Origin of the sequence: Leucobacter chinensis (assembly GCF_019049105.1) — a bacterium.
In the GTDB taxonomy this organism is placed as follows: domain Bacteria; phylum Actinomycetota; class Actinomycetes; order Actinomycetales; family Microbacteriaceae; genus Leucobacter_A; species Leucobacter_A chinensis.
The window spans coordinates 218,426-240,146 of the sequence record NZ_JAHQZR010000001.1 but is presented as its reverse complement, the minus strand read 5'-3'; the positions used below and the strand labels follow the sequence as shown (position 1 = coordinate 240,146).

Annotated in this window: 16 protein-coding genes; 4 read left to right on the top strand and 12 right to left on the bottom strand. The window is 62.5% G+C overall.

The window, feature by feature from the left end:
• Window positions 1–26 precede the first annotated feature (26 nt).
• From KTJ78_RS01140 to KTJ78_RS01120, 5 genes are all read right to left on the bottom strand, one after another.
• Entirely contained in the window at window positions 27–1,283 is a 1,257-nt protein-coding gene (locus KTJ78_RS01140; protein ID WP_217131897.1) for a plasmid recombination protein, read from the bottom strand.
• A gap of 358 nt (window positions 1,284–1,641) precedes the next feature.
• Entirely contained in the window at window positions 1,642–1,944 is a 303-nt protein-coding gene (locus KTJ78_RS01135) for a hypothetical protein (protein WP_217131896.1), read from the bottom strand.
• A gap of 57 nt (window positions 1,945–2,001) precedes the next feature.
• Window positions 2,002–2,688 carry a hypothetical protein gene (locus tag KTJ78_RS01130; protein WP_217131895.1) on the bottom strand — a complete coding sequence of 229 codons (687 nt, stop codon included), beginning with the start codon at window positions 2,686–2,688 and terminating at the stop codon, window positions 2,002–2,004.
• A 95-nt stretch (window positions 2,689–2,783) separates the two neighbouring features.
• Window positions 2,784–3,020, bottom strand: a complete 237-nt coding sequence (locus KTJ78_RS01125; RefSeq protein WP_217131894.1) for a helix-turn-helix domain-containing protein — start codon at window positions 3,018–3,020, stop codon at window positions 2,784–2,786.
• 204 nt (window positions 3,021–3,224) lie between these two features.
• Entirely contained in the window at window positions 3,225–4,496 is a 1,272-nt protein-coding gene (locus tag KTJ78_RS01120) for a site-specific integrase (protein WP_217131892.1), read from the bottom strand.
• A 444-nt stretch (window positions 4,497–4,940) separates the two neighbouring features.
• Between KTJ78_RS01120 and KTJ78_RS01115 the strand changes: the two genes are divergently transcribed.
• Window positions 4,941–5,795, top strand: a complete 855-nt coding sequence (locus tag KTJ78_RS01115; protein WP_217131890.1) for a hypothetical protein — start codon at window positions 4,941–4,943, stop codon at window positions 5,793–5,795.
• A 121-nt stretch (window positions 5,796–5,916) separates the two neighbouring features.
• Window positions 5,917–7,041 carry an AAA family ATPase gene (locus KTJ78_RS01110; RefSeq protein ID WP_217131889.1) on the top strand — a complete coding sequence of 375 codons (1,125 nt, stop codon included), beginning with the start codon at window positions 5,917–5,919 and terminating at the stop codon, window positions 7,039–7,041.
• Window positions 7,042–7,071: 30 nt separating this feature from the next.
• Here KTJ78_RS01110 and KTJ78_RS01105 read toward each other — a convergent pair whose 3' ends face one another.
• The 6 genes from KTJ78_RS01105 to KTJ78_RS01080 all read right to left on the bottom strand — a co-directional run bounded on the left by KTJ78_RS01105 (window position 7,072) and on the right by KTJ78_RS01080 (window position 17,468).
• Entirely contained in the window at window positions 7,072–8,436 is a 1,365-nt protein-coding gene (locus tag KTJ78_RS01105; protein WP_217131888.1) for an MFS transporter, read from the bottom strand.
• A 66-nt stretch (window positions 8,437–8,502) separates the two neighbouring features.
• The gene (locus KTJ78_RS01100; protein ID WP_217131887.1) at window positions 8,503–10,080 is read right to left on the bottom strand and encodes a class I adenylate-forming enzyme family protein; all 1,578 of its coding nucleotides are present in this window, start codon (window positions 10,078–10,080) and stop codon (window positions 8,503–8,505) included.
• Window positions 10,081–10,140: 60 nt separating this feature from the next.
• A complete protein-coding gene (locus KTJ78_RS01095; RefSeq protein WP_217131886.1) occupies window positions 10,141–11,337 on the bottom strand; it encodes a thiolase domain-containing protein in 1,197 nt (398 codons plus the stop codon).
• A gap of 112 nt (window positions 11,338–11,449) precedes the next feature.
• Window positions 11,450–13,105 carry a helix-turn-helix domain-containing protein gene (locus KTJ78_RS01090; RefSeq protein ID WP_217131885.1) on the bottom strand — a complete coding sequence of 552 codons (1,656 nt, stop codon included), beginning with the start codon at window positions 13,103–13,105 and terminating at the stop codon, window positions 11,450–11,452.
• 103 nt (window positions 13,106–13,208) lie between these two features.
• Complete coding sequence (locus tag KTJ78_RS01085; RefSeq protein WP_217131884.1) at window positions 13,209–16,295, bottom strand: UPF0182 family membrane protein; 3,087 nt, start codon at window positions 16,293–16,295, stop codon at window positions 13,209–13,211.
• Window positions 16,296–16,343: 48 nt separating this feature from the next.
• Window positions 16,344–17,468, bottom strand: coding sequence for a YlbL family protein (locus tag KTJ78_RS01080; protein WP_217131882.1), 1,125 nt, complete (start codon window positions 17,466–17,468; stop codon window positions 16,344–16,346).
• Window positions 17,469–17,566: 98 nt separating this feature from the next.
• Here KTJ78_RS01080 and KTJ78_RS01075 point away from each other — a divergent pair, with 98 nt between their 5' ends.
• Together KTJ78_RS01075 and KTJ78_RS01070 are read left to right on the top strand one after the other, a co-directional pair.
• Window positions 17,567–18,967 (top strand): zinc-dependent metalloprotease, encoded by a 1,401-nt coding sequence (locus tag KTJ78_RS01075; RefSeq protein WP_217131880.1) that lies wholly within the window; start codon window positions 17,567–17,569, stop codon window positions 18,965–18,967.
• Between the two features lie 88 nt (window positions 18,968–19,055).
• Window positions 19,056–19,949, top strand: coding sequence for a hypothetical protein (locus KTJ78_RS01070; RefSeq protein ID WP_217131878.1), 894 nt, complete (start codon window positions 19,056–19,058; stop codon window positions 19,947–19,949).
• 22 nt (window positions 19,950–19,971) lie between these two features.
• Here the strand turns inward: KTJ78_RS01070 and KTJ78_RS01065 are convergent, their stop codons facing one another.
• Window positions 19,972–21,657 carry an ATP-dependent helicase gene (locus tag KTJ78_RS01065; protein WP_217131876.1) on the bottom strand — a complete coding sequence of 562 codons (1,686 nt, stop codon included), beginning with the start codon at window positions 21,655–21,657 and terminating at the stop codon, window positions 19,972–19,974.
• Between the last annotated feature and the right edge of the window lie 64 nt (window positions 21,658–21,721).

Here is a 21,721-nt window from a genome sequence, read left to right as displayed (position 1 = left end):
GCGCACTGTTGCCCTCGGCTGCGTGGTCACTCTCCGAGCCCCCTGCTGCTGGTCTGCTGCGGGGCATCGCTGTCGATGAGCGCCTGCACCTCGGCGCGGGCTGCGCGGGTCTTCTTCATGTCCGCGTCGAACAGGTCGCGCATGACGCGGCCATCACCCAGCTTCCGATTGTCGAGCCAGCGGTCGATGTCGGGGTCGATGCACTCGACCTTGGCGACCAGATCGCGCGCACGGGCGATCTCGGCCCGCTTCGCAGCGCTGAGCGACTCGGCCTCCTGCCGCTCGCGCTGAGCCGCGAGACGGGCGTCTGCGGTCTCCTGCTCCCGCCCGTCGAGATCGCGCTCCCTCGCGTCGAGACGGCGCTTGCGGGTGAGCCAGTCGGTCTCGCGCGCGGCGATGTCGCTGGCGCGCTCGTCGAGGTCGTTCTCGGCTTCTTCGAGATCAGCGAGATCAGCGTCGAGCTGCTCGCGAGCTGCGGCGATCTTCGCGGCGTTGGCCTTGTTCACTCGGTCGCCGTCCATCACCTTCTCGGAGAACTCGGCCACCTGCTTCTCGCGTTCCTTCCTCGCCTTGTACTTGGCGAGCGCCTCGTGCTTCGGGGAGCCCTCGATTCGGGCGAACGTGGCATCGTAGCCGTGCTCGTTCAATCGGGTTCGCATCGCGTCGTGGCGCTCGATATACGCGCGCTTCGCTCCGCCCTTGCTGTGGCCGTCGAACTTCGACTTCATGTTCACCCGGCCCGCCTCATCGACGGGGATCGTGTACATGTGCACATGCGCGTTCGTCTCGTCCAGGTTGAACGACCACGCGACCACGTTCTCAGCACCGTCGCGCTCGATCACCTCCTCGATCATGACGTTCAGCAGGCGCAGCACCTCGGCCCGCTTCTCGGGGGTCGCCGTCGCCCACGGACCCGTCCACTCGGGATCGAGTTCCAGGATGTACTCAAGCATCACGGCGGCGTCGCTGCGGAGCGCGACCGGCACCACGCGCCCGTCGGCCATGCGCCGCACGTTCGAGGGCGCGGCGTCCACCATCGCATCGGCCAGCTCGATCACCTGGTCGATGCTCTGAGCGCGCACGAAGCCGCCCTGCCCGTCGCTGATCATCGTCACGTTGTCGAGCGTGCGGGCCGGGTCGATCATCTTGTTCGAGTGGCTCATCTCGTTGCCCGCGAGCTTGTCGAGATCGCGCATCGAGTGGCGCAGCAGGCCGCGCCGCTTCTCCTTCGTGACACCGCCCCAGCGGTAGCTGGTCGTGTTGCAGCTCTTCGCGTCGCTCATCGCAAATCCTCCTGTCGCTCTGCCCCATCGGATGCTCCGTGGTCGGCTGGGACCCTGCACCCATCCACCCGCGTCGCGCCCTTTGCCGAGCCAAGCCAGACCCTCTCCACCACCTGGGACCCTGCGCCCGTGTGTGGAGCCTCTGCTCTGTCTTTGCGCGGCAAAGGGTAACCCAGTACTCTTACCTCCGCTGCGCTCCGGTAAGACTGGGCGCCTGCGGCGGGCTCCTCGGCCCTGGCGGGCCTCGACGCACCCCTGCGCGGGCAGCCCACTGGGCTCCCCGCTACGGCGTGCGAGACACGTCGAGCACCCCGACCGCCGCGTGACGGTCGGGGGCTCTCCGTGGGGGTCGGCAACGTCACTGCCGACCCCAGCCGTCCGCCGAGAATGACGGCTGCGCGCCGGTCTCGTCGTCCGAATCCGGGGAGACCGTCTCGAGCGAATCGCTCGAGACGGTCTCCGCCGAATCGACGGGGACGGTCACGCCGTCCAAGGCGATGCGCGCCGCCGAGATAGCGTCGGTCGCATACTTCACGCCGGGCGCGAAACGCTTCGCGATCTCACGCCCGAACGTCTCGTACTCGCGGGACTCCGCGAGCTTGGCTGCGCGTTGCGACTTCGCCGCTTCCGCGAGCAGTTCCTTGCTGGTCTTCGTAGCCACGGTGTGGCTCCTCTCGTTGGAATGAACCAGCCCGCCGACCGGCGAGCCGGGGGTCGGTCAGGCGGTCAGCCGCTCGACCAAGTCAGCGGGCATCCTGGCCCGCAGATGCTCGGGCAAATCGTGCTGCCCGTGGATGGCTGCTCCGCGGTCGGCATAGGCCCTCGTGAACCGCGACTGGTTGCCGGGCGCGCGCCACAGCAACGGCTCGCGCATCATCACGGTGTCCGGGTCGGTGTAGGCGTACATGAGCAGCAGCTCGATCGTCTCGACCTCGCCGAGGGGGCGAGCCGCCTTGAGCTTGCGGGCCTGGCGCTCGCGCCATTTATCGACCTGAGCCCAGATGCCCGGATCGGACACACGGATCGAGTCGCGGAAGTAGAGCGCCTTGCCGCGCGCTCGCTGCTCGGCGTCGTCGTGCGGCAGGTACGAGGCGAACCCCAGGAAGGCGTCACGGGCACTCCGTCCGCGCCCGGCGATCAGAGGGTCAAGGTCGATCAGATCGGCGGCGACGTCGAGACCTCGTGACAGCCGACGGTGCATCTCTGGGAGCGCCACCCGCGTGGGGCACAGCAGGGCACCCTGAATGTGCGGCGCGGCGCTGTCGCGGTCGTGCAGGCCGACGGCGTACTCCTGCACGGTGCGCTGCGGGTCGAGCACTGCGGCGACATCGGCGGGAGCCGCGAGGTCGGCAGGGATCACGAACCGGAACCCCGCGTATCGCGGGCCCCTGGTATTCTTGGGCATAGGAACTCTTTCCGACGCCCCTCGCCCGGTGCACTGCCAACGCCCGGATGCCGCGAGGGTCGTCTCTTTTCGTAAAGACGGCTCTTGCGAGGGGATCAGACCGCAGCGCTCGACCGCGCGGCCTGCTCTTCGAGCCAGGCATCAAGGTCGGCGACCCGGTAGAAGACCCGGCTGCCGGGCCTGCCGTCGCGGACGAAGCGGGGCCCCTTGCCCAGGTTGCGCCAGTTGACGAGAGTCTGCGGCTCGTAGCCGAGGTAGCGCGCGGCAGCGACGCTGGACACGCGCGCGGGAGTCAGCGCGACGACGGTCGCGGTAGGAGTGTTCTTGGCCATGTCGGCACCTCATTCAGATGAGGTGCGACCGAGCCCGTTTCCAGATAAACGAGCATTTCCCGGGTGCGTGCTCCCGAGTACTTCTGGCCGACCTGGAGGCGATTTCTCACCCTCGGTCACGAGCCGAGTGTCCACAGCCACCTCGCACGCACCGCGCGAGGTAACAACCACTCTACCGAGCGCTACCGACAAATGGGCCGATGTCTACTTCGGCGTGTCGTGCAGCTTGGCGTAGGCCGCTAGCATCGCGTCTGCGTTCGTGTGGTCGAGGTACGCGCCCCGATTCGTCTCAGCATCATGCCCGAAGTTCGCAGACCTGATCTCTTCCGGCACGCCGAGCGCCGCCGTCACCGTGTTGAGCGTCGCCCGCCAGATATGCGAACGCCCCGCCTCGGTGCCCATGATCTCGATGCCCAGCGCCTCAGCCGCCTCGTCATAGAGCCCTCTCGCTGCCTTCGAGCAGTTCCCGCGCTCCCAGACCGCCGTCTGATCGGTCGGTGAGCCGATGACGAGAGCGCCGGCGGCTCGGCGCTCATTCAGTCGCTCGACCACACGGGGGTCGAGCACCGGCACAGTACGCGGCTTCTTGTTCTTCGCGATGTGCTTGGGCACGTAGATCAGCATTTTTGCGTCCTGAGTAACGCTGACGAGCGACCAGTCGATGCGATTCGCCTCGCTCTGCCTGAGTCCGGTAGTCGCCTGCAACAGCGCGAGGTCGATGGTCGCACGGCGCTTCGCCACGGCATCCGCGCGAGTCCAGCGGCCACGACGCGGCTTCTCGACATCCTCGGGATCGAGCGCGAGCAGGTACTCAAGCGCGGCAAGCCACTGCTCACGGCTGAGCGACTGGCTGCCGCCCCGGCGGTTCGTGTTCTCACGGGCCCCCGTCTTGAGGTCGATGCTCATGCCCGCAAGCGGGTTGCCTTCGAGCAGGCCCTCGCGGATCAGCTGCTGCACGACGTACTTGCCGAGCACCGTGCGCGCCTGCCTGGCGCTCTCAGAGCCGTGCAGAGCAGCGATCTCCTGCAAGCACCCCTCCAGCACGCGGAAACGCGCCCCAGACGCGATGCTGTGGCCTTTGAGCGAGTTCTCGTGCTTGTGGTCGTCGCAGCCGCCAACGAGCTGCTTCAGCGCCAGCCGATAGCGGGCGAGCGTGTTCTCGTTCGTGTTCTTCTCGACCTCGGGCGTCGAGACCTGCGCGATGTAGTCGGCGAGACCGGAGGTGCCCTTCCATGCGCCGTGCATGCCGCCCGTCTTTAGCAGCTCCTCGGCGGCCTCGCGAGCGCGCTGCCGCACCTGGGCCTTGGTCGCACCCTGGGCGCGCTTCCCGGCGATCAGACGGCCGTCCTTGAGTCGTACGCTCCACTTCATCGTCCACGCGCCCCGCTCGTCGTTCCAGACGGGCGTGACGCGATCCACGGAGTGCTGGCCGGGTTCGAGACGGGTGGAGGGCGCGCGGTGCTGGGGCTTGCTCATGCCTTGAGGGTACTTTATGCAGTGGTTCAAAGCAAGATAAGTACCCTCAGAAGTACCCGCATAGTTCGGTAGACACGTGCCGAACTCCGGTAGACAAAATGTTCCCAACATATAGCTACATGCCAATGTTTTCTAGGGCAGAGTGGCTTGCGCAAGGGAGCGTCCAGAGTAGAACACACGTATCCCGGAGGTCGTAGGTTCAAATCCTGCCCCCGCAACGATGAGAAAGGCCCCTGATCAAGTGTTTACACGAGATCAGGGGCCTTTCGCTTTCCCAAAGTCGTCCACCGCTTGTTCGGTTATCGCGAAAAGAACGCAGGACCGCCCGAATACAATGGGCCTATGACTGAAGAACCGTCGCTCGATTCCTTTTAGAGCTCATATTTCGCTGACTATCTCGCTCAAGGCAAGACGGTAACCCAAGCGCTCAAGAGTATTAACGGCGTGCACATACAGCAGGACAATATCGACGTTGACTTCGCCCTCTTAGAGCACATCCCTAACCTTCGTGAGATCTGGCTCGACGTCCCTGGAATGCGTTTCAAGAACCTGGAGGCCATTCCACGGCTCCCGAAACTCCGAGAGGTGTGGGTGCGAACAGAAACATTGGCTCAGAGCGATCTTGAGCTGGTGACCGCTAACCCCAAAATCTCGAAGCTTCACATGACAGGAAAGCTCTTCGTTGAGAGCTTGGACTTTTTGAATGAGAGGCCACATATCAAGCTGCTGAGTCTGGATGGGGTCACTGGCATTACCGCCCAGGACATTGCGCGCTTGCAACACATCACCACGCTGTACATCAGTAGGCGAGATGAGAGCGACTATGGCGCACTGGCGGCAATGCCGAAGCTCCGCAATCTCGAAATCGAGATGCGCGAGAGTGAGAGCCTCGACAATCTCAATTTCCTCGCTGCGCGTAAGCTCATTTGCTTCGACACTCCTGTGCGAGCTCGCGACGAAAAAGCGCTTGACCTCGTACCCACGAAGACTCAGCTCTTGGAACTCAATTACCCGTTGAAGGACGTGAGCATCCTCAGCAATTGCTCTAAACTGCGATCGTTCAGAGTCGATGGCTCAGTAGAGCACGACTTCTCCCTCATCAGAGATCTCCCGATCACCGGAGTCAGCATGTATTTCGTACCATCGCAGGCGCACCTTGACGCGATGTGCGCACGACTCAAGGAGACCTGGCCGAACGCCAGCACCTCGGCGCGAATCTACTGGAACGATGATCAGCCCGAACCGGTTCGCAAGGCCAACCGCTTTCGCGACTTCTGGGCGCGCCTGTTCGCACGATAGTAGGTTGGCGGATCGCCGATTCCATCCCGGGATGCTCACCCGGCCGGCGCCCTGTGAACGGCGAAACCGTATGAAAAACCAGCGGTTTCCAATGAGCCGCTCCACCGACTAGCGTTGAACCATGATCCGCACCCTCGCCATTGAGAACTACCGTTCACTCGAGTACGTCGTGACCGACTTGCAACAGATCACGGTCGTGACCGGGCCCAATGGGAGCGGCAAAACGAACCTGTACCGATCGCTCAAACTCCTGCAACACATCGTCAGTGAGGGAGCGCTCACCTCACTCGCCGCCGAGGGCGGTCTCGCAAACGTGCTGCACGCAGGAAAGTCGCGTGCCGAACCCGTCGCCTTACGGCTGGGCTTTGCCACCGATGACTGGTCGTACGCGATCGACATCGGCCTGCCCCAGCTCTCTGCGTTTCGAGTACCGGGATTCGCGAAGGTGGTCGACCCCGAGGTGAAGAACGAGACGGTCTGGTTTGGCGAGACGCTGAGGCGAGCGACGATTCTCGCCGAGCGCCGTTCGCTCGCGGTGCACCTCAGAGACAAGCAGGGCGATCTCTCACTGAGCCCCATGAGAGTTCGTGAGAGCGAGTCAATGCTCGCGACGCTCGCCTCACCAACGGAGACTCCCGAGCTTTTTGAGCTCAAGGAGTCTGCGAGGGCGTGGCGATTCTATGACCAGTTGCGGGTCGATACTGAAGCACCGGCCCGCAGACCGGGACCGGTAACGTTCACCCCGGTTCTCGATGATCGCGGATCGAACCTACCCGGTGCCCTTGCCACCGTTCTCGGCGTGGGTGACGGCGAACGCTTGCAAGAGTCCATCGCTGAAGCGTTTGACGGCTCCCAGGTCACATTCGAAAGCTTGGGCGGATCCTTGGCAACGGTGTGCCTCAGCCAGCCGGGACTGAACCGGAACATGCAGGCGGCGGAGCTCTCAGACGGAACGCTTCGCTTCATTCTCCTCGCCACCGCGTTGCTGAGTCCAAGGCCGCCGAAACTGTTGGTACTCAACGAGCCCGAGGCGAGCCTGCATCCTTCGCTCCTCGCACCGCTCGCGGGGCTCATCAGATCGGCAGCCAAAAACACCCAGGTCATCGTCGTCTCGCACGCGCAGGAGCTTGTCAGCGCGCTCGAACCAGAAGCGCGTGTCTTGCGGCTCGAAAAGCCAGGCGGCGCCACCCTCATCGAAGACCAGTTGCCTTTCGAAGGGCCGGTCTGGCACTGGCCAAGGAGGTAGCCAGCGCCAGACCAGCGCCAGGCTAGTGCCTCACGCGAGCGCCGCGGGAACCTCTGCGTCTTCGAGTTCGGCTTCTGGCAGCTGAATCTTGCCGGTCATGCTCGCTGCTGCGGCCCGGTCAAAATCAGACTGTTTGAGCACGAGCAGCGCAACGAGCGAGATCACTCCCGTACCAACGAAAAAGTACCAGGGTGCCGAGATTGAGCCGGTCGCACTGATGATCCACGTGGCAACGAGTGGCGCGCTGCCACCGAAAATCGCGACTGGCAGGTTGTAGGCGACCGCGATGCCGGTTGAGCGCACTCGCGTTGGCAACAGCTCTGACATTGTCGCGTAGGTCGATGAGGCGTAGAACCCGAAGGCAAGCGCGCACGACATGAGCGGGAAGAAGAACGAGAGGGGCGTCGCGCCCGGCGCACTCACGAAGAACCAGAACATCGATACGGTTGCCCATACCCCCGACACGAGCAGCACGGGTTTACGCCCGTACCGGTCTGAAAGCCGCCCACCGATCGGCATGACAAACGCCGCGAGCAGACACGCGATGGTGACGAACCAGAACCGAACCGTCGACGAAAAATCGAGCGTTTCAACAATGAACGTCGACGCGTAAGTGAGCACGAGATAGAAAATCGATGAGTGCACAGCGATGATGCAGAACACGAGCGCGATCGCGCGACCCCAGGTGAGGCTCTCACGAAGGGGTGCTGGTGAGCGCTCCCCCGCCCGAGCGAGCTCTTGAAACTCGGGGCTGTCTTCAAGCTTCAGGCGAATGTAGATCGCGATGAGCCCGAGCACGCCCGCGAAGAGAAATGGCAGACGCCAGCCCCATGCAAGCATCGTCTCTGCTCCGAGCGCCATCGTGAGCCCATTGGCCACGAGACTGCCGAGCAACAGCCCGAGCACCGCGGTGACCATGAGCCAGCTCGTTGCTTGGCCACGCTTGCCGGGGCCAGCGTACTCCGCGATAAAGCTCGTTACCGTGCCGATCTCGCCACCTGCCGAGAACCCCTGAACGCAGCGCAACGCGATGAGGAGCACTGGCGCAGCGACCCCGATGCTCGCTGCGGTGGGAATCATACCGATGAGGCAGGTCGAGCCCGCCATCAGAATGAGCACGATAAGCAGCGTTTGCTTACGGCCAATACGGTCTGCCATTGGGCCGAAGAAGAGGCCGCCGAGCGGGCGCATGAAAAAGCTCAGCGCGAATACCGCAAAGCTGCTCATAAGCCCCACGACCGGGTTCTCTGAGGCGAAGAACAATTGCCCCATGTAGACGGCGAGAAACCCATAAATGCCGTAGTCGTACCACTCGATCACGTGGCCTGCGACGGCACCAACGAATGCCCGCTTGCGTCGTATCTCGTGCTGATGATCGGTTGTTGTTGTGTGCATCGTTGCACTCACTTTCTCTGGTGCTCGGCCCCGTTCGAGGCCGACAGTCTTGTGTTCGGCAGCGGGCTATGCCCCCACCTTGAACCTGCGTACCTTGCCAACGCTCGTGCGTGGCAGCTCATCGATGACGTGCCACGCACGGGGCCTTGCAGCGGGCGCAAGGTTTGCCGCGGCCCACTCGGCGATGCGCTCGGTTTCGAGTGGCAGCGTCGGGTCTTTGGGCACAAGGTAGGCGTGGGGCACGACGTCACGAACCGGATCGTCGACGGCAACGACCGCGACTTCGAGCACCCCGGGCGCCTGCGCAAGCACCGCCTCAATCTCGGTGAGGCTCACGTTTTCTCCCGAGACCTTAATCACGTCGTCGACGCGGCCCACGAACGAGAGCGCGCCCTGCTCGTCGCTCACGGCGAGGTCGCCCGTCATGAGCCAGGTTTGCCCCCGTGCATCACGCACAAGGGTGCGCTCCGTGGTCGCTGGGTCGTCGAGGTAATAGGCGAAGATATCTTGCCCCGGTGTTCCGAGAACCGCCATGACGCCTGGGGTTCCGCGTTCGACATCGTCAAGCGTTCCGGGGGCTACGAGCCGAACCGTTCGACCCCCGAGCGGCTTGCCAATTTCCTGCGCTTTTGCGGGCTGTGAACGGTCATACGTCACGACCGCGAGCGTCTCGGTCATGCCGTATAGCTGCCTCGGGAGCACCCCGGCAAGCGCCCCGAACTCGACGTGGTGCTGCTCCCCGAGATTCTGGGCAAACCAGACGTGCTCGAGCGAGAGCGGCTCGGTGCCGGGCTCGGTCTTCGCAAGAATCATGCGGATCGGCGCCGCGAACAAACTCGCGTGCGTTACACCGAGCACTCTCGCTTGTGTGATCCACCGGCTCGCCGAGAAGGTTGCGGTGAGCGCGACCGAGGCGCCCCGCTCGATCGCCGAGGCAAAGCAGTAAAACTGCGCGTTCGCGTGAAAGAGCGGCAGGGTAACAAACCAGCGGTGCCAGGCCATGAGCCCGGCCGCCTCGGCCATCTCGCTCGCCACGACCCGGTAATTCTGCTGAGTAAGCACGACCCCCTTCGGCTGCGAGGTGGTTCCCGAGGTGAACATCACTGCCAGGCGTTCGTCGGGCTGCACGATAACCGTGTCGCTCGGCCCACGCATGCCTTCATCGCGATCGCCAGGCAACGGCGCAACAAGCACTCCGTGAGGGCGCTGCACGTCACACGCGGTCTCGTCGAGCTCGAACACCGGCAACGCCCCAAAGTCGGCTACCCCTTCCCTGTACACCGCGGCGTGCTGCGTTGCACACACCCCAACGACGGGCCGCACCCGCGCGACCTGCGTTGCGATATCGCGGGGGCTTGATGCCGGATCGACGGGGATGATCCACGCCCCGAGTTTTGCTGCCGCAAGCCACACCGCGATGAAGCCAGGGCTGTTGCGCAAGCACACGTGAATCGCGCTGCCTGGGCCAACGCCCGCGGCGGTAAGCGTTGCGGCGGTATCGTCGACGATGAGGCCGAACGCCTCGTAGCTCCACTCGGTCACGGCTCCCTCACGGTCGTGAAAAAGCAAAAAAGGGTTCTCTGCGTGTTGCCGCACGCTGTCGTTCCAAAGCGCGGCAAACGTAGGCATGGTTGATGCGGGCATCTTTGTCTCCATCAGTGTCGGCCTGAAGTCGCAGGCCCGGCGTTCAAGTGTTCTTGGGCGTTATTCGGTTGCTTCGAGCACGCTCACGTAGTTGGCGACGGCCAGGCCGCCCATGTTGTGCACGGCCGCGCGCTTTGCCCCCTCGATCTGTGCCCCAGGAAAAAGCCCTGTGAGCTGCATTGCGGCGAGCACGTGCTGCGAGACACCGGTCGCCCCGACCGGGTGCCCCTTCGATTTGAGCCCGCCCGAGGGGTTCACCGGCATCTCGCCACCGGGCAGCACGGTGCCAGAGGTAACAGCCTCAAGCCCAGCGCCGCGAGGAGCAATGCCGAGCACTTCATAGAGGTTCAACTCGGCGATCGTGAAGCAGTCGTGCAGCTCAATGAGATCAAGGTCGCTCATCCCAATTCCTGCCGCCTGAAGCGCCCCGTCCCATGCGCGCCGGGTTGCGGCGAATGCAAGCGGATCACGCTTGGACGCCGGCAAGAAATCGTTTGCCGCGGCCCACGAAGCGAAGGCCACCGGTGGGTGCGCAGAGTCGGTCGGCTCGGTCGAGATGACAACCGCCGCTGCCCCGTCTGAAACGGGTGAGCAGTCGGTTCGCCGTAGCACGCCCGCGACGAGCGGGTTTTTCTCTGAGGGCGTCGAGCAGAACTCAACGCCGAGGTCTCGCTGCAGGTGCGCGTAGGGGTTTTGTGCGCCAAGGCGGTGGCTCTTCGCGGCGATGAGGCCGAGCGTATCGCTCACCGCACCGTAGCGCTCTTCGTACGCCGCTGCGACGCGGGCAAAAAGGCCGGCGAAGCCGGTGGTCGAGTCGGTGCCCGCTGCCTCGTAGTCGGCACCGAGGAGCGCTCTACCCACAACGTCTGGGGCGACCCCGGTCATCTTTTCAGCACCGATGACGAGCACTCGTTTCGCAAGACCGGCTTCGAGGTAGGCAAGCGCCGTCTGCACTGCGGCAGAACCAGAGGCACAAGCGTTCTCAACTCGCATGGCGTGAACGCCAAACAGGTCTTCGTGAATCTGTAGCGCAAGCGACGAGGGAAACGCGAGCGGGCTCATCCCAGCGTTGAAGTGGCCCATGACTACGAGATCAATATCGCCTGGCGCCACCCCAGCGTCTCGAAGCGCGGCCGAACCAGCGTCGACAACCAGCTGCTCGAAACTCTGCTCGGTGAGCTTGCCAAAAGCGGTATGCCCCCACCCCACAATGAGCGGTGTGGTGCGCGCCGCGCTACGACCAATACTGCTTGCCATCGTTACTCCTTCGTACGCTGTTGCAGCAAGCATGACTCACGTTCAGGCGATCGAACAGGGCTTGTCGTGCCAATTGTTACCCGCCACAGTGTCACGGTCTGCCAGTGCCCACCTATGCCTCGGGAAGGGCTCCCAGGACGGCGGCCATGCGCAGCGCCGTATCAACGCGAAAGCGGTCATCGACATCGCCAAGATCGAGCCCGGTCATCTCTTCGATTCTCGCGATGCGGTTGCGCACCGTGTTGTAGTGCACGAGCAGCTCATCTGCCGTGCTCTGCAGGTGACGGTCTCTCGACATGAACACCCTGAGCGTCGCGAGATAGGCGGTGCCGCGATGGGCATCAGATTCGAGCAGCGGCCCGAAGGTTTCGTGAACGGTCGTCGAAAGCTTCGCAGCGGGAAGGCTCGCGAGGCCTTGCAAGCCCAGGTCCCTGGCACTCATGACGCGGCTCTTTGGCGCCGTGTGCTGCGCACTCATCCCGATCTCACATGCAGCGACGGCCTCATCGTACGAGGTTGCAATATCGGCCAGACCGCCGCACGCTCGCCCCATACCCACGACGATCGGCCCGCCTTCTCCCGAAGCTGCCTCCTGCCCCACTGCACTCATCACCGCCTCGATTCGCACCGCAAGCTCCGGTTCGCTTCTCGCGCGGTTTGGTATGAGTATCACAAGGCGCGCGGTTTTCTCATGGACGACGCAGCCGGTGAGTTCCTTCGCAAGCGCAGAGCGAACCTCATCTGTGGGCAGACCGTCGTTTCCTCGAGCCGCGACTACGAGCACTCGGGCATCGTCACAGAGCGCCCCAAGGCCTGCAAGCGTCAACCGACGGCGCATCGTTTCATCATCAGCCCCCTTGCCCGTGAGTAGTTGCTCGACCAGCTCGCCACGAAAGCTTTCGAGGGCCAGGTCACGCGCAGCAAGGCGTTGCAAGTGTAGCTGTGCGGCACCGAGCACCACCGTTTCGTGGGCTTCGCTCAACCGTGACGACGCAGTCGAACGGTTCCAGCGAAGCCTCAGCCCTCCGGTGGCCTCGACCTCGATTTCACCCCCGATCATTGCGTCTCCTGTGGTTGCAGGGTCGGTAAGGCCACGCCTTGCCGTAAAGAGCTCCCGACCGCCATCGTCGACGAGTGTGACCTGCGCGTCAAGTGCCGCGGCAAGAGCGGTCAGCATCGGCCCTACCTCGTCGTTTCGCGGCATCGCACGAACAAACTCGGCGGCGGCGTGAAGTTCGCGCTCGGCCTGCAACGCTCGCGTCTCCTGACGCTGAGCAGCAAGCTGAGATGTCCCGTCGACGTCGAGTTGCTTGAGTCGCACAGCAACATCGTGGCTCACTGCTTCGAGCGTCGCGACCTCGTCATCGCGCCAATGGTGCGCGCCCCGAAACCCAACGTAGAGCACACCAACCGCTTTCTCTGCGGTCATGATAGGCACCACGAGCGTTGCAACGATACCCTCGTTGTCGATGAGCCTCTTGGCCGGTACTCGTCTCGAGTCGTGTTGGTAGTCGTTGCTCTTGCGTGGCCGCCCCTCGCTCGCAGCGGTGCCACCGATACCAACGCCAAGACCCAACCGCCAATTCGCGGCCATCTCAGGGGTGTTGAGCCCACTGTGAGCGCCGATCACCAGGTAGTCACCCTCGACAAGCCCAGCCCACGATACATCGCACGCGAGAATCTCGCGAGCCCGCTCGGTGGCGGCCTGCAGCGCTTGGGTGGCATCGTTTGCGACCAACAGTGCTCGCAAGTAATTCGTTTGACTCACGACTCCATTGTCTCGCACCCGGCAGCTTCCTTGTACCAAAACGCACAGGGCCCGAACGTGGCATAGCCATCGTCCGGGCCCTGTGCTGTCAGCAGCGGGTTCGTTACTCTGAGAGCTTCAGCGCCTGTTCAAGCGCCTTCGTGAGCTTCTCATCGGCCTTACCGTAAGCGGCCCAATCGCCAGCCTGCATCGCAGTCTCGCGTTCGGTGATCGCCTCCTGCATGTCTTTGAGCGCCTTCTGCAGGCTCTCAGGCGACGTGTCTGGTTTCGGTTTCGCCGAGCCTTCACCCTCGGTTCCTTCTTCGCCAGGCTCAACGCTTTCGACATCTTCTGGATCAACGGGGTTGCCGTCTTCGTCGGTGAGCTGGTTATCGCCCGCACTCGCGCCAGAGTCGCCACCGAAGAGCTTATCGAGAGCGGCGTCAAGTGTGTCTTCGAAGGCAATCTCATCGCCGAATGAGACCAGCACCTTTTGCAGTAGCGGGTAACTCGTTCCTGTTGTCGCCTTGACGTACACGGGCTGCACGTACAGCAGGCCGCCGCCAACCGGGAGCGTGAGGAGGTTACCGCTGATCACGTCGCTCTCGCCGAGGCGCAGCATGTTTAACAGGCTCGTCACCTCGGGGTCGGTCGTAAAGCTGTTCTGCACTTGGCCGGGGCCCGGTACCGTGTTGCCCTTCGGCAGTGTCAGCAGTTTCAGTGTTCCGTAATCTTCTGAGACCTCACCGTCGACATTGCCCGCGTTCGAGTTAGCCGCGAGGTAGCCGGTCAGAATATCTCGTGAACCCTCACCGCGCTGGTCGGGAATGTACGTTGAGTAAATCGAGAACTCGGGATCAACGTCTTTACCCGCCGCGAGCGTCAGGTAGTACGGAGGCTGAGGCAGGCTGCTCGCATCGACCCCGGCGGTCTTGCCCTTCACTGGGTTGTTCGGCGTACGCCACGCATCTTCGCTTGAGTAGAAGGCACCGCTCTCGGTGACGTGGTATTTGCCGAGTACCTGACGCTGCACCTTGAAGAGATCGCTCGGGTAACGAACGTGGCTCATCAGGTCGCCGCTCATCTCTGAAACATTCTTCACCGTGGTCGGGAAGATCTTGCTCCATGAATGAAGAATCGGGTCTTCCTCATCCCAGGCATACAGGGTGACCGAACCGTCGTAGGCATCGACCGTGGCCTTGACCGAGTTGCGAATGTAATTGATGCCCATTCCGCCCGGCTGGTTCTGGCCTGGGTGGTCAGCATCAACGATTGCTTCGGTCATGTTCACGAGTTCGGCGTACGGGTAGTTCGACGACGTGGTGTACCCGTCGATAATCCACACGATACGCCCGTCAACAACCGAGGTGTACGGCGTGCTGTCGGTTGTCAGGTACGGCGCAACCTTCTGCACACGCTCGACCGGGTCGCGATCGAACAGAATTTGCGAACCGGGCGCAACCGAGCCTGAGAGCAGAATCTCGATGTCCTGGAACTTGAGCGCGTAGACGATCTTTTCGAAGAGTCCACCGAGCACCGGTCCACCGTCGCCTGCGAAGGTCGTCATGTTCTGTGGCCCTGCGTCGGCCGGGAGGTCAGGCTCTTCTGTCGCTTCTTCCTTCGGCTTCTCGGCGTCTTCTTCGGCCTTAGGGTCGGCAACATCGGCTTCATCGGCCGGCGCCTCTGCGGGCTCTTCGGTCGAGGGCACCTCAATCTTGCCGGGTTCGGTATCGTCGGCCGGGTAGTCGATCTCGATGTCCTTCTCACGGTCACCACCGACGATCGAGTACTTGGGTGAGTTCACACCGAAGTACACGCGTGGTTCGAACTCGCCAAGGCGCCCCTCAGTGGGAATGCCCGACTCGAGAAATACCGGCTGCCCGTCAACCGAACGCTGGTTACCGTAGGCGGCGACCATGCCATAGCCGTGGGTGTACACGAGGGTCTGGTTCACCCAGCCCGACTGATTCTCGACATCGATGTCACGTACTGCGGCAACCGTGTCTTCAATCTTGCCGTCGATCTCGTACCGGTCGACCGTCAGTTTCTTCGGGAACTTGTAGTACTGACGAATCTGCTCGAGCTGAGCAAAGGTGGGCGAGATGATCTCGGGATCCATGATGCGAATGTTCGCGGTCGTCTGGGCATCGTTACGCAGCGCGCCTGGCTCAGCGTCAGTGACGGCCTCGTAGCGCTCAACCTTCACGTCTTCGAGATCGAACGCAGCTCGCGTTGCGTCAATGTTTCGCTGCATGTATTCGGCTTCAAGAATCTTCTCATCGGGCGAGACCTTGAACTCCTGGATCATCCAGGGGTAGCCAGCGCCCACCACGAGGCTCGCGACCAGTAGCAACGCGGTGCCGACGACCGGCATGCGCCACTTGCCCGTGATTGCGGCGAAGAGGAAGAGCAGTGCGACGATGAGCGCGATGCCCGCAAGAATCTGTTTCGCAGGAATCACTGCGTTCACGTCTTTAAACAGCGCACCCGTAACAAGGCCACGGTTATCACTCAGCGTCGAGTACTGGTCGAGCCAGAGGCTGACGGCCTGCAGCGCAACATAGAGCGTCGCAAGAATGCCTACCTGAATACGGGTGGCCTTCGAAATGCGCACCTCTTTGCCAGTAAAGGCGATGCCGCCGTACAGGTAGCTCGTCGCCGCCGTCGCGATGAGGGCGATGAGGGTTACCGCCGATGCGAAGCCGACAACACCCTGCCAGAGTGCAAGATCAAAGAGGTAAAACGAAAGATCGAGCCCAAACTGTGGGTCAACCTCGCCGGTCGGCTCGCTATTCCACCACAGCATCACGGGCTGCCACCAGGCCGAGGCTGCGAGACCCGCAAACAACCCGAAGACGACGGGAACGCCCCAGGTGAGCAGCTTGCGAAGCGGTTCGATGACCTCTTGGTAACGGTCGAGCTGCGACGACAGCTTCGCGTACACCGGCCTTGTACGGTGCGAAATATCGATCGCAAAGTACAGCGGAACCGCCATCATGACAAAGCCAATGACGAACATAATGCCCCGCGCAAGCCACTGCGTCACGAGCACGTTCACGTAACCGAGTTGGTCAAACCACAACACCTCCGCCCAAATACTCGCAAACCAGATAAAGAGCAGCACCAGAACGACGACCCCAATGATGGTGACGGCGAGCGGTGAAACCTTACGCTTCTTCGCGCTAGGCGCTGGAGCTGTGTGTTGAGTCACGTTAGCAATCTCACATTCCCGTGTAAGTTGGTGTGGCTATATCTCTTGTTAGCCTACCGGTGCCACCTGCGCGAGTTCTGCGCGGCAGCGTTCAAGCCCTTGATTTTCTTGCCCATTTCGATGATTGCGGATCGCGGTGGTCGCCTCACCGAGCGTCGCAACCGGCACGACGTCCATCGTGTCTGGGAGCTTCGCGGGAACATCGGCACAGTTGCCGACGGGCATCAGGAAGAGCTCGGTTCCCGCGTCTTCTGCCGCCCACATCTTCTGCGGTAATCCGCCAATGGCCCCGACATTGCCGCCATCGTCAATGGTTCCTGTACCGCTCACGGTCAGGTCTCCAAGAAACGGCTCGTCACTCAGACTCTCAATGATCGCGAGTGAAAAGATCATGCCGGCTGAAGGGCCGCCGATGCGATCCACGTCGAACGAAATGTCTCGGTCGATATCGTAAGCAACGCCCATGATGACCCCGATGAGGCCGGCGCCGGCCGCCTCATTCCAGTCAGGAGTAATCGCAATATTGAGGGGCTTCCCGTCACGTATGACCCCGAGTTCGATTTCGGCCCCCTTCGGCGCTTCGATGACCCGCTGTTTAACACTCGCGGTTCCGGTCACCGGCTCGCCGTCGATCGTTGTAATGACGTCCCCGGTTTTTACGAGCCCGTCAGCAGCCGAGTCTTGCACGATGTCTTCGACCGTGACGGTCGCCTCTACCTCTTCTCCGAGTGCGTGAAGCGCCGAGACGACTGCGGCCTGCTGCGAACTCTGCATCATCGCTTTGTTCGCGGCCTCGCGGTCTTTCGAACTCTCGCCCTCGCTAAACATATCGCTCATGGGCAGAATCTGCTGGCGGTGATCAAAGAGTGCTGGCAACAGTTCAAACCAGCCGACCTTGTTATCGGGGCTTCCCACAATCGAGACCGTCAGGAGATTGAGCTGGCCTTCGGCTTCGGGCGCTTCGCCATCGATCGTAATGATCGGCTGGTCCTTGCCGTCGAGCGTGATCTCGCCGAGGGTATTCACGACCGGTCCGGGCTTTTCGATGATGTAGGGCGAAGGAATGAGCGTGCCGACAATGATGATCACGAGTGCGGCGAGCACACCGATCGCGAGCGGCGAGAGTCGAATACGACTGCGAGAGCCGACCTCTTGATTGCTATTCAGGGTCACCCGGGTTCCTTTCGCAGCGCCTCGCGTTCGCATTCAGCGCAATCCAAGTTCACAAACTATCAGGCCTTTCTTGAGCATTTCCGAGTACCGTAAACAGTATGACGAGCGACCACTTTTCAGACGACGGGCGAGACAACGAGTTCGACCCGGCCCGCGATATCGAAGAGATTCTTCGCGGCATGTTGTCGGGCCAAAACTTTGACGGTTTCGGCATCGACCCGAGCGAGCTCGCCAAGGCGGCTGGCCTTCCCATCGACCAGGCTGCTTTGCAGCAAATGCTCGGTGCCCTGCAGCACGCGATGACGCCGCAGGCAATGAGCGGCGAGACCGACTGGTCCCTCGCACGCAAAACCGCAATCGACGTCGCCAGCAAAGACGGCAACCCGAGCACGCGTTCACTGCAGAGCGCTTTCTCGACCGCCTCGCTCTGGCTCGACAGCGCAACCACGATGGGCGCTTCGGCCGATGCACCACGTGAACTCCAGCGCATCGAATGGGTTCAACAGACCCTTGATACGTGGATCGAGATGGCCGAGCCCGTGGCCGACTCGATCTCTCAAGCCCTGACCAGCGCGATGCAGGAGCAACTGCCAGAAGAATTCCAGAGCGCCGTCAGCCAGGCCTCAGGCATGCTCAAGGGCGTCGGTGCGGCGCTCTTCGCGATGCAGCTTGGCCAGGTTGTCGGCTCGCTCGCCCGCGAGGTTGTTTCTGGCGGCGACGTCGGCGTCCCGCTGCTCGGCGGCCCCGGCAAAGAAGGTGGCGCACTGTTGCCAGAAAACGTCGCAGCCTTCGCAAAGGGGCTCGACCAGGAGACCACCGAGGTTGAGCTTTTTCTCGCCACCCGCGAGCTCGCTCACTCACGCCTCTTCCGGCATGCCAGGTGGCTTCGCTCACACCTCATGAGTGCCGTCGGCGAGTACGCACGCGGCATCGAGATCAATGTCGAGCACATTGAAGATCTCGCGATCGACCTCGACCCGCAAAATCCCGAGCAGATTCAAGAGATTCTGCGTTCAGGCCAGCTCATTCCGCCGAAGACCGAACGCCAGCAGGCAGCCCATGAACGGCTCGAGACGATGATCGCTCTCGTCGACGGTTACGTCGACGTCGTCACGCTCGAAGCCACGAAGCTTTTGCCAGGAGCAACCGCGCTCGCCGAGATGATCCGCCGCCGCCGCGCAGCGGGAGGGCCCGCAGAGCGCGCCTTCGCAACGCTCGTTGGCCTCGAGCTTCGTCCGCGCAAACTCCGTGAAGCAGCGGCGCTGTGGCAGCTCGTTGGCGAGAAGGGTGGCATCGAGACCCGCGACGGTCTCTGGGCACACCCAGATTTCTTGCCCACGATCGAAGAACTCGAAAATCCCGAGTTGCTCCTCAAACGCATCGGTCTGGTGCCGCACGAGGCTGACCCCGCAGAGATCGATTTCGACCGCGAGCTGAAACGGCTCCTTGAAGAGGGCGACCTCGGCGACCAGGGCACGGGAGAAACGTCTGAGTCGTAACCCGCCGTTCGCCGCTCACAGCCGCTGATGCTGGCGCTGCCCTGTGGGAAAAGCTTCCTGACGACCGCTCGCCGCGAGAATAGCGAGTATGAACACACTCGCTTTCGTTACCCCGCTTCTTTGGTCAGCGCCACTCACCGCCCGTTTCGGGGTTGATGAGCCACGGCTCACCCTTACCCTGCGCTCACGGTCAGAAGCAATGCTGCTGCAGCTCATTCACCAGGGCACCACCGATGCCGCACTCGATCGTGCCGCTGAGGCAGAGGGAGTAAGCGCGACCGGGGTCAGTGAACTCCTTGACCTCCTCGAACCGGTTCTCGCGACGTCACAGTGCACATTTTCGCGCCCCGCTCCCAACCGTTCAGTCACGATAACCGACCGTTCGAAGGGAGCCTCGCAGCTCGCCCACTGGCTGCTCGCGCTCGGTGTGAGCGCCCGACTAGCCTCCGCCTCGGCGACTTCTCCCCGCGGTATGTCTACCGCGGGGAGAGGTGCGCCCGCATCGACGTACCTCACCCTCGACCGTTTTGCATATGACGTGGGGCGGCTCACCGCACTCACGGCTCGCGGCTTTGAAGTCTTGCCCGTGCTGTTCACCGACACAAGCGTAACGATCGGGCCGGTGCTGAGCGAGCCTCCCCGTGCCAACGCTGCCCAAAGCTCCAGGATGCAACACCAGTGCCCCGGGTGCTTCACCGCGTTCAACACCGATGCGCTCGAGCGGTGGGGCGAGTGGGCTGGCCAGCTCGTCGGCGTACCGCTCTGGGTCGAACGTGGCGAGCCGTCGCTCACCATCGCGGCCCTCGCAACGATGGTTCTCGGCAGCGTTGAAGGAGCACGATTCACGGTGAGGCTCTCTTCACGCGGTGAGGTCGAGCACTGCTTCCGTGACTTCCCCACCGCTCATCCGTCATGCACTAACCACGGTGTTCTCGTTCACGGGCTCGCCGAACCCGCCAACCTCGACGAACTCGCCGCATAGATATCAGGGGCAGTGATGCCGCTCAGCGGCGCGTCTGGGCAATGCCCGCGAGCTCGATAAAACGCGACGGGGTACGCTTACCTCCCCCGGCCCCAGAGACATACAGGGCGTCTCTGGCGCGAGTTGTCGCGACATAGAACAGGCGGCGTTCTTCCTCGAGCGTTCGCTCGTCTTTCGCATAGCTGATAGGAAACACGCCCTCAGCCGCACCCGCCAACCAAACAACCGGCCACTCAAGACCTTTGGCGGCGTGGACAGTGCTGAGCGTCACGGCGTTTACCGACGGTTCGTGGTGCGCTTTACTTCGACGCAGAAGCTCTTCGCTAAATGCCCCGAGGCTCGTTCCTTCTGGCAGTTCGTCAACCAGCTTCAGGAGCGCATTGAGCACTTCCCAGCGCTCTCGGCCTCCTTCGCCCCGCGCCGGCGGTGCGCTCGTCCAGCCCTGGGTTCGCAGTACGTCACTCACCACCTGAAAGACCGGCCGGGTATCTTTCGCGACGGCCTGAGCTCGAATTTCCATGACCGCCCGCTTCACATCGGCTCGATCAAAAAATCGCTGTGCGCCGAGCGAACGAGCGTGCACTTCATTCCGGGCGAGAGCTTCCTCAAGGTGCACCGAATAGCCGTGCGAACGATAGAGCACGGCGATGTCACTGGCGGGCGTTCCCGAGGCGACCCGCTCCCGGATCGCCTGCGCGACGGCCTCAGCCTCGTCTTTTTCAGAGCCGAACCACTCGAACGAGGGCGCTGGCCCATCATCAGTTCTCGCAGCGACAAGTCTCAGTGCGCCAGGCTGCCCGTGCATGAGCGTATTCGCAGCCGTCACAATCGGTGCCGTTGAACGGTAATTTTGTTCAAGCTGCAGCTTGGTCGCACCGGGAAACTCGCTCTCGAAGCCTAAGAGGTATTTACTCGTCGCCCCGGCGAACGAATAAATCGTCTGGCTCGCGTCGCCAACAACGCAAAGGTCAGTACGCTCGCCGAGCCATGCATGCATGAGCGCGTGCTGCAACGGCGAAATATCCTGGTATTCGTCGACGGTGAAGAACCGATACTGCTGCCGAACTTCGAGGGCAACGTTCGGCTCTTGCTCAAGCATTCCGGTCATGAGAATGAGTGCGTCTTCAAAGTCGATCTGCCGCCGATCATCTTTGAGGGCCTCATAGCGTTCGTGAAACCAGAGCACCCGCTCGGGCGGCAACTCGCCGATACCGCCACGGTCGCCAACGATCTCTCCATAGCGTTCGAGGTTCAGCATTGATGACTTGCGCCACTCAATTTCGGCTGCAAGGTCTTTCATCGTTTCTCCGCGAAGCCGCATGCCCTCGCTCGCCGCGATCTGCCCAATGAGCCTGGCCTTACCGTCGATAATGTTCGGCGATTGCCCACCAACAACCCGTGGCCAGAAATACCCGAGCTGAGACATTGCTGCCGAGTGAAACGTTCTCGTCTGCACTCCCTGCACGCCGAGTTCGTGCAACCGTTGTTGCAGCTCGAGCGCTGCTTTGCGGGTAAAAGTCACGGCCATGACGTTCGACGGTGCGTACGTTCCCGTGTGTACGCCGTGAGCGATGCGGTGAGTGATCGTACGGGTCTTTCCCGCGCCCGCGCCCGCGTGGATCACCACGGGGCCGCGAAGAGCGTACACCGCGCGCTGCTGATCAGCGTCGAGTTTCGCTTCCTCGGCCTCGGGCGTGGGCACGGTCATATCGGTCCTTCCTCCGGTCATAAATAAGAAAAGCGGCGCTTGCACGCGTGGCATAACCCTTCAC